Raw genomic sequence first — 12,211 nt, 5'->3', positions numbered from 1 at the left:
CCGGCCCGAGCCTCTACCAGACCCTCGACGCCCTCCAAGGCCTGCTGAGGTGCTGGACCGGCACCTGCAGCACCTGCGGCCGCCCTCTCACCGCAAGCAGAACCAGAACCTAACGAAGCACTACTAGCGCCTGTCCGGCGGATCATGCCGACGTCGCGGGGCCTGGCACGGCGATCTGCCGCGTTGTCGCCACTCGCCGGCCCCCTCCTCTGCCTTGTAGCCCGACGCACCAGACGCCGCCCACCTGCGCCGACAAGGAGCCGTTCCTTGGAGTCGGCCCGATCCGCCGGACCGAGCCGCGTGGCCGGGCCCCTTCAGATGTCCTGGAGTGCGGCAGGGAGCGTCCTCCAGAGGTACTGCCGGTCCGGGGCGGCCTTGAGGACGCTCAGGACGGCCGGGTGCGGTTCGGCGTACAGAACCGGGTAGTCCGTCTCGTCGGACTCCGGTGCGGGCGTGAAGGCCAGCCGCTCGCCGGCGAGGGAGAACTGGGCGTCCACCCCCGGTTTGTTGCCCCGGGGGTCCTGACGGTGCCAGGCGCCGTTGAACCGCACGGCGACCAGACCGTGCACGACGTCCAGTCTCTGGTAGCAGAGCGCCGTCGGGATGTCCTCGGCGCGCAGCAGCGCGGTGAGTGCGTGGGCCTTGGCGTAACAGATGCCGGTGCCCTGTTCCAGGACGTCGGAGGCCCGCCAGGTGACGCGCAGGTCACCGGAGTCATGGGAGTGCGGAATGGTGTCGCGGACGTACTCGAAGGCCAGCCGCGCATAGTCATACGAGTCCACCGCCTCGGCGGCGAGACGGGCGGCTGTCTCCCTGACGGTCGGGTGGCCATGGTCGATGACCTCGTTGGCGGCCAGGTAGGCGGAGAGGTCGGGGGTGTGCTGGATCAGCTCCATGCTTGTAGAGCCTAGGAAGACGACCACCCGGCAGTCAATTAATTTACCGTCACTCACATATTTATGCGGCGTAGCAATGGACGGTCACCACCTGGGAGGCGCTCCATCGCTGCTCGACCGTGGCGAGCCGCGTCCAGCCCAGTCGTTCGTAGAGGGCCGTCGCCGCGGTGTCGGACGCGACGACGTCGAGCACCGGGTGCAGGCCGTGGTGCCGTGCTTCCGCCACCGCGCGTTCCATCAGCAGGGCGCCGATCCCGTGTCCCCGGGCCCAGGGGGCCACGAACAGCCGGCCGACCACCGCGGCCCGCTCCGCACTCGTGCCGTTGCGCTCGCCCCACAAGGCCGGGGCCAGGTCGCTCCCGGCGCTGCGGGTGAGGCCGACGTGGCCGGCCACCCGGCCGTCCAGATCGGCGACCCAGTCGCCCAGCGCGGTGGCCCGCGTCAGCCACTCACCGGGCCGGGCAGGCCAGTTGACCGGATATCCGTCGTGCCGGTGCACCTGCGCCAGCACGCGCACACACGCCTGGACATCGTCATCGGTCCTCTGCCGGACCCTGCTCCGCGTCTCGTCCACACCGGCATGCAAGCACAGGAGCACCACGGCCCGGCGCGCCGCGACAGGCGTTAGCGGGCCATCTCCTCCTTCAGCGCCGCCACGAACATGTCCACGTCGTCCTCGGTGGTGTCGAAGGCGCACATCCAGCGGACCACGCCCGCGGTCTCGTCCCAGAAGTAGAAGCGGAAGCGCTTCTGGAGACGCTCGCTCACGTCGTGCGGGAGCTTGGCGAAGACGCCGTTGGCCTGGACCGGGTAGAGGATCTCCACGCCGTGGACGGCACGGACGCCCTCCGCCAGCCGCTGGGCCATCTCGTTGGCGTGGCGGGCGTTGCGCAGCCACAGGTCCTTGGCGAGCAGGGCCTCCAACTGCACCGAGACGAAGCGCATCTTGGAGGCGAGCTGCATCGACAGCTTGCGCAGGTGCTTCATGTGGGAGACGGCGTCCGGGTTGATGACCACGACCGCCTCGCCGAACAGCGCGCCGTTCTTCGTCCCGCCGAGGGAGAGGATGTCGACCCCGACCGCGTTGGTGAACGTCCGCATGGGGACGTTCAGGGAGGCGGCCGCGTTGGAGATACGGGAGCCGTCCAGGTGCACCTTCATGCCGTGTGCGTGGGCGTGGTCGCAGATCGCGCGGATCTCGTCGGGGGTGTAGAGGGTGCCGAGCTCCGTGGACTGGGTGATCGAGACCACCTGCGGCATCGCGCGGTGCTCGTCGTCCCAGCCGTACGCCTGCCGGTCGATCAGCTCGGGTGTGAGCTTGCCGTCGGGGGTGGGCACGGTGAGCAGCTTCAGGCCGCCCATCCGCTCGGGGGCGCCGCCCTCGTCCACGTTGATGTGCGCGCTCTCGGCGCAGATCACCGCGCCCCAGCGGTCGGTGACCGCCTGGAGCGCGACGACGTTGGCGCCGGTGCCGTTGAAGACCGGGAACGCCTCCGCCGTGGCCCCGAAGTGGCTGCGCACGATCCGCTGGAGGTTCTCGGTGTAGTCGTCCTCGCCGTACGCGACCTGGTGCCCGCCGTTGGCCAGGGCCAGGGCGGCGAGCACCTCCGGGTGGGCCCCGGCGTAGTTGTCGCTGGCGAAGCCGCGGACCTCCGGGTCGTGATGGCGACGGGCGTCGGTCTTCGGGGGGTTCACGGCGTCTCGGTGAGCCACAGACGTTTTCCGTTCACTTCGGCGGCGGACTTGTCCCAGACACCGGCGATGGCCTCGGCGAGGTCCCTGACGTCCGTGAAGCCCGCGAACTTCGCATGGGGACGCTCGGTGCGCATGGCCTCGTGCACCAGTGCCTTCACCACCAGGATCGCAGCCGCGGACTTCGGCCCGTCGGCGCCCCCGGCCTTGCGGAAGGCGTCGGCGAGAGCCAGCGTCCAGGCCTCCGCGGCGGCCTTGGCGGCGGCGTACGAGGCGTTGCCCGCGCTCGGCTTCGTCGCACCGGCGGCACTGATCAGGACGTAACGGCCGCGCTCGCTGCGCTGGAGGCCCTCGAAGAACGCGAGGGAGGTGTGCTGCACGGTGCGGATGAGCAGCAGTTCCAGGAAGTCCCAGTCGTCCAGGCTCGACTTGATGAAGGTCTCGCTGCCGCGCCAGCCGCCGACGAGGTGGACCAGTCCGTCGACGCGGCCGAAGTCCTTCTCGATGTGCGTGGCCCAGTCCCGCGTGGAGTCCAGGTCCAGCAGGTCGACCGGCTCGCCGGTCACGGTCGCGCCGCCCGAGGCGTAGCGTGCCGCGTCCACGGCCTCCGCCAGCCGCTCCGGGTCGTTGTCCGCGCCGACGACGGTCGCGCCCGCCTCGGCCAGCCGCAGCAGCGTCGCGCGGCCCGCGGGTCCGCCCGCGCCGGCCACCGCGATCACCGCACCGCTGAGAGCTCCGTTCCCCGCCATGTTCTTCGCCTCCTGAGCTGTTGTGGTGCGGTCGCTCACGCGGCGACCCGCTCGGCACTCTCCGCCGTGATGCCCCGCGTGGAGGCGATCACGTTCTTGAGCTTCTTGGAGAGGGCCTCATAGAACATGCTCAGCGGAAACTCGTCCGGAAGCACGTCATCGACGAGTTTCCGGGGCGGCAGGGACAGGTCGAGGGCGTCGGGGCCCTTGGCCCACTTGGATCCCGGGTGCGGGGCGAGGTACTGGGAGACCAGGTCGTACGCGGCGAACCAGTGGACCAGCTTCGGGCGGTCGATGCCGGCCCGGTAGAGGTCCTCGATCTCGGCGCACAGCTGGTTGGTGACCTGGGGGGCGCGCTGCCAGTCGATGAACAGCTTGTTGTCGGTCCAGCGGACGACGTCGTGCTTGTGCAGGTAGGCGAAGAGCAGCTGGCCGCCGAGGCCGTCGTAGTTGCGCACCCGCTCGCCGGTGACCGGGAAGCGGAACATGCGGTCGAAGAGGACCGCGTACTGCACGTCACGGGCCTGCGGGACGCCGTCCTCCTGGAGCTTGACGGCCTCCTTGAAGGCGGTCAGGTCGCAGCGCAGCTCCTCCAGGCCGTACATCCAGAACGGCTGGCGCTGCTTGATCATGAACGGGTCGAAGGGCAGGTCGCCGTGGCTGTGGGTGCGGTCGTGGACCATGTCCCACAGGACGAAGGCCTCCTCGCAGCGCTTCTGGTCGTGGACCATCGCGGCGATGTCCTCGGGCAGCTCAAGGCCCAGGATGTCGACGGCGGCGTCGGTGACGCGGCGGAAGCGGGCGGCCTCGCGGTCGCAGAAGATGCCACCCCAGGAGAAACGTTCCGGCGCCTCGCGCACGGCGATCGTCTCAGGGAAGAGGACGGCGGAGTTGGTGTCGTAGCCGGCCGTGAAGTCCTCGAACTTGATGCCGCAGAACAGCGGGTTGTCGTAGCGGGTGCGCTCCAGCTCGGCCAGCCAGTCGGGCCAGACCATACGCAGCACGACCGCCTCCAGGTTGCGGTCGGGGTTGCCGTTCTGCGTGTACATGGGGAAGACGACCAGGTGCTGGAGGCCGTCCACGCGGTTCGCGGCGGGCTGGAAGGCCAGCAGGGAGTCGAGGAAGTCCGGCACCTCGAAGCCGCCCTCGGCCCAGCGCCTGAGGTCCTTCACCAGGGCGGCGTGGTAATCGGCGTCGTGCGGCAGCAGCGGCGACAGCTCCTGCACCGCCTCGACGACACGCTCAACAGCCCCTTCGGCGTCGGCACGCCCGGGGGCGCCCTCGGCCTCGAAGTCGATCGACCCGTCCTTGGACTGCCATGGCCGGATCCGCTCCACGGCATCCTTGAGCACCGGCCATGCCGGGTGCTCCACCACCCTGGTCACGGGAGGAACCAGGTCCCCCGAAGCCGCCTGCACAAGAATTTCCGTCATGTCCCATCCTCCACGGGAGAACCTCGCGTATGAAGACCGTATACATACGAGCTTCCGTCCAGCAAGAGCGACCACGGGAAGTTATCCTGCGCATCCCAATGGTCACGGAACTTTTTCCTGCCGGGCGCCATGAACGCAGCGATTCCGGGTATCTGATCTCGCCGCCCCGCCCCTGACGGCGTTCCCTCGTGTACGCGCGGGTCCATCACACGGCGTAGCCGTTAGGCTGCGGCTCTGCACCGAGCCGCCGTCGACGGAAGCGAGTTGAATCTTGAACTTCCTTACCATCGGTCATCGCGGAGTCATGGGCACCGAGCCCGAGAACACCCTCCGTTCCTTCGTCGCCGCCCAGCAGGCCGGCCTCGACGTCATCGAACTCGATCTGCATCTGAGCAAGGACGGCGCCCTCGTCGTCATGCACGACACCGACGTGGACCGCACGACCGACGGAACCGGCCCGATCGCCGAGAAGACCCTCACCGAACTGCGCGCCCTGGACGCGGGCCGCGGGGAACGCGTCCCGGTGTTCGAGGAGGTCCTGGACGCCGTACGGTCGCCGCTCCAGGCCGAGATCAAGGACATCGCGGCGGCCCGCGCGCTCGCCGAGGTCATGCTCCGCCGGAATCTGGCCGCCCGGGTCGAGGTGTCCTCGTTCCACGACGAGGCGATCGCGGAGATCGGCCGTCTGGTGCCCGGGGTCCGGACCGCACTGATCGGCAGCCGCTTCGGCCCCGACATCGTGGAACGGGCCGTCGAGGCCGGAGCGGGGACGGTCTGCCTGAACATCCGCCGGCTGACCCTGGAGGTCGTGGAGGCGGCCCGCAAGGCGGATCTGAAGATCATCGGCTGGGTGGTGAACACCCAGGACCATCTGCGCCTGGTGCGGGCCCTGGAGCTGGACGGCGCGACGACCGACTACCCGCAGATCAAGCGCACCGGCCGCTTCACGGCGTGAGCCACGTGCCTCTCGTGGCTCACGACGGGCACGTCACACCAGGGCCTTGACCAGCAGCTCGAACTGCAGATCGTCGCGCTGCGGAAGGCCGAAGCGGTCATCGCCGTACGGGAAGGGCGTCATCTGTCCCGTACGGCGGTAGCCGCGCCGCTCGTACCAGGCGATGAGGTCCTCGCGCACGGAGATCACGGTCATGTGCATCTCGGTGACGCCCCAGGTCTCCCGGGCGGCCCGCTCCGCCTCCGCGATGATCACCTTGCCGAGTCCCCCGCCCTGGAGCGCGGGGCTGACCGCGAACATCCCGAAGTAGGCGTAGGTGCCCCGGTGTTCGAGCTGGCAGCAGGCGACGACCCGCCCGTCGCGCTCGACCGTCAGCAAGCGGCTGTCGGGCGACTTGATGACCGCGAGCACACCCTCCTGGTCCGTCCGCTGCCCCTCCAGGAGGTCCGCCTCGGTGGTCCACCCGGCCCGGCTGTCGTCCCCGCGGTACGCCGACTCGACCAGTGCGACCAGCGTGTCCACGTCGGCGTCGGTGGCGTCACGGAAGGTGAGGCCGGCGGTGGTCTCCATGGGGCACATCTCCACTTCAAGGGCACGACTCGGGCAGGGACGAGGGTAACGCCCCGGATAGGCTCGCCCGCATGGTGCACGTACTGAGCGGCCGCGTCCTGCTGCGGCCCACGGATCCGGAGCGTTCCCGCGTCTTCTACGGCGACCAGCTGGGCCTCGCGGTGTACCGCGAGTTCGGTACGGGGCCGGAGCGGGGCACCGTGTACTTCCTGGGCGGCGGTTTCCTGGAGCTCTCGGGACGCTCCGAGGCTCCCCCGGCCGCGGACGTGCGGCTGTGGCTCCAGGTCGCGGACGTCACCGCGGCGCACGAGGAACTGCTGGCCAAGGGCGTCGAGATCGTGCGGCCGCCGGTGCGGGAGCCCTGGGGCCTGGTCGAGATGTGGGTGGCGGACCCGGACGGCACACCGATCGTGCTGGTGGAGGTGCCGGCGGACCATCCGATCCGGTACCGGCCCGGCATCTGAGCAGGGTCCTCGCCGGCCGGTGGCAGCCATGTCACCGGCTGTTCCCACGACTTGGATATGCTCCGCCGACCGCCGCGGCCGAAGGGCGCCGAGCAGTGGAGGAGCACATGAGCGTGGACCTGGACGCCCCGGCCTGGCGCCGACAGCGCTGGGCCGCCAGGACGTCCCTGGCGTCGGCCGCCCTCGCGGTGCTGCTCCCCCTCGCCCACGGCGGTCTCGGTGGCGTTCTGCTGCTGGCGGCCGGGCTCGCGGGCGCCGCCGTCACGGCGGCGGCGGTGTGGTGGACGCTGACCCGGCGCGGACCGGAGCGCTGGCTGGCCGCGGGGCTCGCGGTCCTCACCCCCGCCCTCGTCCTCGTCCTCTTCGTGGTCACCCTGGGGTGGGTGCTCCTGCTGACGCCGGTGCTGTGGAGCCTGGCCGTGTGGAGCGGGCGGTACGCGCTGCGCAGCGCCGGCACCCGTCCGAAGCGTATGAAGGAGCACCGGGCGCGGTCCGTGCGGCGGCCCGTCCTGATCATGAACCCGCGTTCCGGGGGCGGGAAGGTCGAGCAGTTCCGGCTGCGGGAGAAGGCCGAACGCCTCGGCGCGCGCGTGGTGTTGCTCGACCCTCGGGAGCACCAGGACGTGACCGCGCTGGCCCGGGCGGCCGTCGCGGAGGGCGCGGACCTGCTGGGCGTCGCGGGCGGCGACGGCACCCAGGCGCTGGTCGCCGCCGTCGCCGCGGAACACGACCTGCCCTTCCTCGTCATCTCCGCCGGTACCCGCAACCACTTCGCCATGGATCTCGGCCTCGACCGCACCGACCCCGCGGCCTGCCTCGACGCGCTCACCGACGGGGTCGAACTCCGGGTGGACCTCGGCTTCGTGGCAGACCGCCCGTTCGTCAACAACGCCTCGTTCGGCGCGTACGCGGCGGTCGTCCAGAGTCCCGCCTACCGCGACGACAAGATCGGCACCACTCTGGAGCTCCTGCCCGATCTGCTCACCCGTCAGCGCGGCCCGCATCTGACCGCGCGCATCGACGCGACCACGATCGACGGGCCGCAGGCCGTGCTGGTCAGCAACAACGCCTACCGCACCGGCGACCCCGTGGGCCTCGGCCGCCGCGAGCGGCTCGACTCCGGGCTGCTCGGCGTCCTCGGGGTCCGGGTGGACAGCGCGGCCGAGGCGGCGGCGCTGCTGCTCGACCCCGATCCGGAGGGTCTCGCGGTGCTGTCCGCGCCGGAGGTGGTCGTCGACGCCGACCGTCCGGAGATCGAGGTCGGCATCGACGGCGAGGCCCTGGTGCTGCCCACCCCGGTCCACTGCCGTATCGCCCCCGGGGTGCTGCGGGTACGCGTCCCGCGGAAACGACCGGGCGTCCCGGCGAGCCACCCCCGCCTGAACTGGCGCCGCTTGCGCAAGCTGGCGGCACCGGCCCGACGGGGGTAGCCCGGGGCGGGCCGCACCGCCGGGCTCAGGGCTCGTCCCTCCGGTGTCCCGGGTCAGACCGGGACGTCCTCGGGGGCGAGCGGTGTCACCGTGACCTGGTCGATCACGGGGGCGTGGGCGGAACGCACGCCGAACTCGTTCCTGGTGTAGCCGGCGAAGTCGGGGAGTTCGTCGGCGGTGAAGGTGAGCGTGTTGAGGCCGGGGCGCAGGGTGACCGGCAGGGACAGGTTCCAGAAGTTGTTGAAGTGGAAGGTGGTGGGGAACAGGACGCGGTGCGCCGGGGCGCCGTTGACGCAGATGTCGGCGTGGCGGCAGACCGGGTCCGGGTTGTAGTGGGTGGACGGCGGCTGCTCGCCGTTGGAGTAGCGGATCGTCAGCGCATGGCGTCCGGCGCGGGCCGCCGTGACGGTGAGGGTGAGCGCGTTCGCGGATCCGGCGCCGACCCCGTCGACCGCCTTGCCGCCCGTGGCGTACGGGTGTCCGCTCACCCTCGCCGCGCCGGTCATGACGCCTTCCTCGGCGGCGTACGTGGTGCTGGGCAGCAGGCCGCGCGAAGGGCCGACCCGCAGCCGGTCGACGATGAGCCGGTCCGAAGTCCCGGTGACCGTGACCTTGTTGACGCCCCCGGCGAGGAAGAGCGGTACGGCGCCGCGCTCGACGCGTGCGACCTGCTCGCCGTTGACGCTCAGCACGCCCTCGCCGGGCCCGAGCACATCGACGGTCACGGAGGCCTCGCCGTCGTCGTCCGCGTACGCCCAGAAGGTGACCGTGCCGCCCCGCGGGAGCACGGCGACCGCGGGCCCCGAGGCACCGAGGTGCGCGTGGCTGACCCGAGCGCCGCCGCCGAGGTCGGCGAACTCGGCGTCGTACAGGGCGGTTTCGTCCTCCGCCCGCAGTACGACGTCGAGCTTGTCGACGGCCGCGTCGCCCTTGGTGACCCCGAGGTCGGGGTCCTGGGCCGCGAGGGTGACCCGGTGGCGGCCCGCGGTCAGCTCCACCCGGGTGTCGGTGTGCCCCCACACCGCAGGCTTGTAGCCGAGGGGCAGCCGCAGTTCGCGCGGGTCCTCGCCGTCCACGCGCAGGAAGACGTTGGTGGGCCCCTGCTCGCGCACCGGTTCGGCGAGGTTGTGGGAGCCCGCGAACAGCACCAGGTCGTACGTCCCGTCCTGCGGGACCTCGATGTCGAAGGCGAGCACGCCGTCGGAGCCGGTGCGCAGCCCGCCCACGTGGTAGCCGCCGGAGGTGGCGAACCGGTCGACGGCGGACGGCGATCCCTCGGGTCCGTTCTTCGCGTAACCGCCGCCCGTGTAGTCCGCGTCCTCGGCCTCGTACGTCCGCCTCCAGCGCACCGCGGGCGGCACGGCGGCGGCTCCGTTGCCGCCCGGCGAGAGGATCAGCTGGTAGGCGGACATCGCGTCGAGGTTGGTCAGGGTCAGCGTCACCTTGCCCTCGCGCACCGGGAGTTCCTCGTCCCGCAGTCGCAACGGCGGTGCGCTCGAACCCACTTGTCCGGTCCAGCGGATCTCCACGAGCCGCGCGTGGACCACGGTCCCGAACACCTCCGCGTCCACGCCGTCGAACTCGATGTCCGCCGTGCCGCCCGCACCCCCGAACAGCGCCCTGGCCTGGCGCTTGTCCCGGTCGAGGGTGGCAATGCCCTGCAGCGTGTACTGCACGTTGGGGTGCGGGGCGACGACCCGGACGGTGTTCCCGGTCAGCTGCCCGTAGGCGTTGTACAGCCACCACTGGCCGTTGGCCTTGTTCGCCTCCACCGCCGAGTCGTTGAGGTTGCCGGCGATGTTCCAGTAGGCGAGGTCGGCGTCGACCTTCGACTCCTCGATCGCGGCGATCCACTGGATCATCTGGCCCGGGACGGAGACGTGGTAGTTGTGCGCGTACTCGTTGATGTTGACGGGCAGCGGGCCGATGCCCAACTCCCGCTCCAGCTCACGGTACTTGGCGATGTTGGTGCGGACCTCGGCGGGCGAGGACAGCTCGTGCCAGGTGACGATGTCGGGCAGGACGTCGTGCGACTTCGCGAACTCCAGGAAGCCCCTGACCTCGGGGTACAGCACACAGGTGTTGGGGCCGGCCACGCGGGCGTCCGGGTCGAGGCCCTTGATGAGGCGGTGGGCGGCCTCCCAGGCGGCGAAGTAGGGGGCCGGTTCGGTCCGCCAGTCGACCCGGTCGTAGCTCCACTCCCCCTCGCCGAACATGTTGCCCTCGGGCTCGTTGAACGGCACGTACACCACGTGTGACCTCAACTCCCCCAGGGTCAGCACCTGTTCGACCTGGCGGCGGATCACGTCCAGGTGCCCGGCGAGCCGCTCCTCACCGGTGGCACCCGGCCACTCGTAGGGAAAACCCCGGTAGAAGTCGGGCAGGTAGACGTACACGTCCTTGCCGCCCGCCGCGACGAAGGGCGCCAGGATCTCCAGGGCGTCGCCGCCCGGGTGCTGGGTGCCGTCCTGGGCCTTGGTCGTCACCGTCCGCGGGTACATGCCCTCGACCACGACACGGCTGGGCACTCCGTCGCCGTAGAGTCCGTAGAGCGTGCCGCTCGCTCCCCCGTGGAAGGGGCCGGTCTCGGTGCCGAGGTCGATGGTGAGCTTCTCGGGGGCGGGGCCTTCGGCAGCCACGGCATCCATCCTTCGTCCGACATCCCGTACGACAGTCGATGATCCGCACCGACCTGGACGAACGTAGGAAGCGCGGGTGGACCGCGTCAACAGGCGGCGGGCTTCGAAACTTGCGAAACCGCAGGTCGGAGCGTCAGGCGCGCAGCACGCCGAGGCTGCCCTCCAGTCGGCCGAGCAGCTCTCCCAGCCGGGTGGCGAGTTCGTCCCGCGCCTCTGGGGTCAGGACCGACAGCACGGCCGTCTCGTAGGCCAGTTGCTCGGGCAGGATGCCGTCGACCAGCTCCCGGCCGGCCTCGGTGAGCCGGACGTGGGCGACGCGCCGGTCGCGGGTGTCGCCCCGGCGCTCCACCAGACCGCGTTCGGTGAGCTGCTTGAGGCGCTTGGTGACGGCGGCCCCGGAGGAGAAGGTCTCCCGGGCCAGGTCGCCGGGGGTGAGCTCGTGGCCGGTGCGGCGCAGGGCGCCCAGCAGGTCGAACTCGGGCCGGCTGAGACCGGCCCGGCGCAGGGGGGCGTCCTCGGCCTGCTGGAGGAGGGCGGCGCAGCGGTTGACGCGGCCGATGATCTCCATGGGGCCGGTGTCGAGGCCCGGGTGGACGGTCTGCCACTGCCGGACGACGGCGGCGACGGTGTCGTGCCTCGCCGGGTCCGCCGGTCGTCCGTTCGGTGCCGTCATGGGCGTGCGCCCTCCGCTCTGTGGTGCCGGATCGTCGCGGCGAGCGTACGGTGTGCGGCCCGCTCGGTGCGCACGACCCTCTCCTGGGGCAGGGCGCGCTGCCACCATTCGCCGGACGCGGCCTCGACGCAGGCCCTCAGGTCGACGAGGGCGGCGGCGAGGGCGCGGCGGGCGGAGTCGAGCGCGCCGGGCGCGGGGTGCGGCTCGGCCAGGAGGCGGGCGGTGTGTTCCCTGGCGCGCTCCACGGCGGCCAGCGACCGCTCGACACGGTCGCCAGCGCGCCGGTTGGTGACGGCGACCGCGGCGACGAACCCGACGAGCGCCCCGACGAGGGTGTCCAGGACCCGCTCGGTGATCAGCCGGCCGGGCTCCTGGTATCCGGCGAACTCGGTGATGAGCAGGGCCATGGGGGTCACGCAGACGCTGCCGAGCCAGTAGTTGCGGGCGATGAGCGCCTCGGCGCCGAAGTTGAGGGCGAGGCAGCACAGGACGAGCGCGGCGGGCCCGAGGTGGGCGAGCGGGACGACGGCGGCGAACACCAGCACCCCGACGAGGTTGCCGACGACCCGCTGGACGCCCCGGCTCCAGGTGAGGGTGACGTTGGCCTGGTAGAGCGAGGCCGCGGTGACCAGCGCCCAGTAGGGGCGGCCGACGCCGAGCGCGAGGGAGACGTATCCGGCGAGCGCGCAGCCCAGGGCGGTGCGTACGAC

General features: G+C 71.3%; 12 protein-coding genes. 3 read left to right on the top strand and 9 right to left on the bottom strand.

All coding sequences use genetic code 11. From position 1 onward, the window contains the following. Window positions 1–314: 314 nt before the first annotated feature. The 5 genes from EHS43_RS23985 to EHS43_RS23965 form a co-directional block, all read right to left on the bottom strand. Complete coding sequence (locus EHS43_RS23985; RefSeq protein ID WP_125192837.1) at window positions 315–896, bottom strand: transglutaminase family protein; 582 nt, start codon at window positions 894–896, stop codon at window positions 315–317. A gap of 61 nt (window positions 897–957) precedes the next feature. Continuing rightward, a complete protein-coding gene (locus EHS43_RS23980; RefSeq protein WP_125192836.1) occupies window positions 958–1,470 on the bottom strand; it encodes a GNAT family N-acetyltransferase in 513 nt (170 codons plus the stop codon). A 50-nt stretch (window positions 1,471–1,520) separates the two neighbouring features. Then, window positions 1,521–2,591 carry a low specificity L-threonine aldolase gene (locus EHS43_RS23975; protein WP_125192835.1) on the bottom strand — a complete coding sequence of 357 codons (1,071 nt, stop codon included), beginning with the start codon at window positions 2,589–2,591 and terminating at the stop codon, window positions 1,521–1,523. Continuing rightward, complete coding sequence (locus tag EHS43_RS23970) at window positions 2,588–3,337, bottom strand: SDR family oxidoreductase (RefSeq protein ID WP_125192834.1); 750 nt, start codon at window positions 3,335–3,337, stop codon at window positions 2,588–2,590. Before EHS43_RS23970 ends, EHS43_RS23975 begins: the two co-directional genes overlap by 4 nt. A 35-nt stretch (window positions 3,338–3,372) precedes the next feature. After that, the gene (locus tag EHS43_RS23965) at window positions 3,373–4,770 is read right to left on the bottom strand and encodes a DUF6421 family protein (RefSeq protein ID WP_125192833.1); all 1,398 of its coding nucleotides are present in this window, start codon (window positions 4,768–4,770) and stop codon (window positions 3,373–3,375) included. A 271-nt stretch (window positions 4,771–5,041) separates the two neighbouring features. Here EHS43_RS23965 and EHS43_RS23960 point away from each other — a divergent pair, with 271 nt between their 5' ends. Next, entirely contained in the window at window positions 5,042–5,725 is a 684-nt protein-coding gene (locus tag EHS43_RS23960) for a glycerophosphodiester phosphodiesterase family protein (RefSeq protein ID WP_125192832.1), read from the top strand. A gap of 33 nt (window positions 5,726–5,758) precedes the next feature. Here EHS43_RS23960 and EHS43_RS23955 read toward each other — a convergent pair whose 3' ends face one another. Then, window positions 5,759–6,295, bottom strand: coding sequence for a GNAT family N-acetyltransferase (locus EHS43_RS23955; RefSeq protein WP_125192831.1), 537 nt, complete (start codon window positions 6,293–6,295; stop codon window positions 5,759–5,761). A gap of 71 nt (window positions 6,296–6,366) precedes the next feature. Here EHS43_RS23955 and EHS43_RS23950 point away from each other — a divergent pair, with 71 nt between their 5' ends. Both EHS43_RS23950 and EHS43_RS23945 read left to right on the top strand, forming a co-directional pair. Continuing rightward, window positions 6,367–6,759, top strand: coding sequence for a VOC family protein (locus EHS43_RS23950; protein ID WP_037707591.1), 393 nt, complete (start codon window positions 6,367–6,369; stop codon window positions 6,757–6,759). Window positions 6,760–6,866: 107 nt separating this feature from the next. Continuing rightward, the gene (locus EHS43_RS23945) at window positions 6,867–8,189 is read left to right on the top strand and encodes a diacylglycerol kinase family protein (RefSeq protein ID WP_125192830.1); all 1,323 of its coding nucleotides are present in this window, start codon (window positions 6,867–6,869) and stop codon (window positions 8,187–8,189) included. Window positions 8,190–8,242: 53 nt separating this feature from the next. On the opposite strand, the gene EHS43_RS23940 is transcribed toward EHS43_RS23945, so the two are convergent. The 3 genes from EHS43_RS23940 to EHS43_RS23930 all read right to left on the bottom strand — a co-directional run. After that, window positions 8,243–10,837, bottom strand: coding sequence for a cellulosome protein (locus EHS43_RS23940; protein WP_125192829.1), 2,595 nt, complete (start codon window positions 10,835–10,837; stop codon window positions 8,243–8,245). A gap of 124 nt (window positions 10,838–10,961) precedes the next feature. Continuing rightward, window positions 10,962–11,501, bottom strand: a complete 540-nt coding sequence (locus EHS43_RS23935; protein WP_125192828.1) for a MarR family winged helix-turn-helix transcriptional regulator — start codon at window positions 11,499–11,501, stop codon at window positions 10,962–10,964. Beyond that, window positions 11,498–12,211: FUSC family protein (locus EHS43_RS23930; RefSeq protein ID WP_148104085.1), on the bottom strand; the 714-nt coding region annotated here is incomplete at its 5' end. The genes EHS43_RS23930 and EHS43_RS23935, both read right to left, overlap by 4 nt.

This window comes from Streptomyces sp. RP5T, assembly GCF_003933965.1.
Lineage (GTDB): Bacteria > Actinomycetota > Actinomycetes > Streptomycetales > Streptomycetaceae > Streptomyces.
Note: the sequence above shows the minus strand (reverse complement) of the source record. Positions and strands in the feature narration are given on the sequence as shown.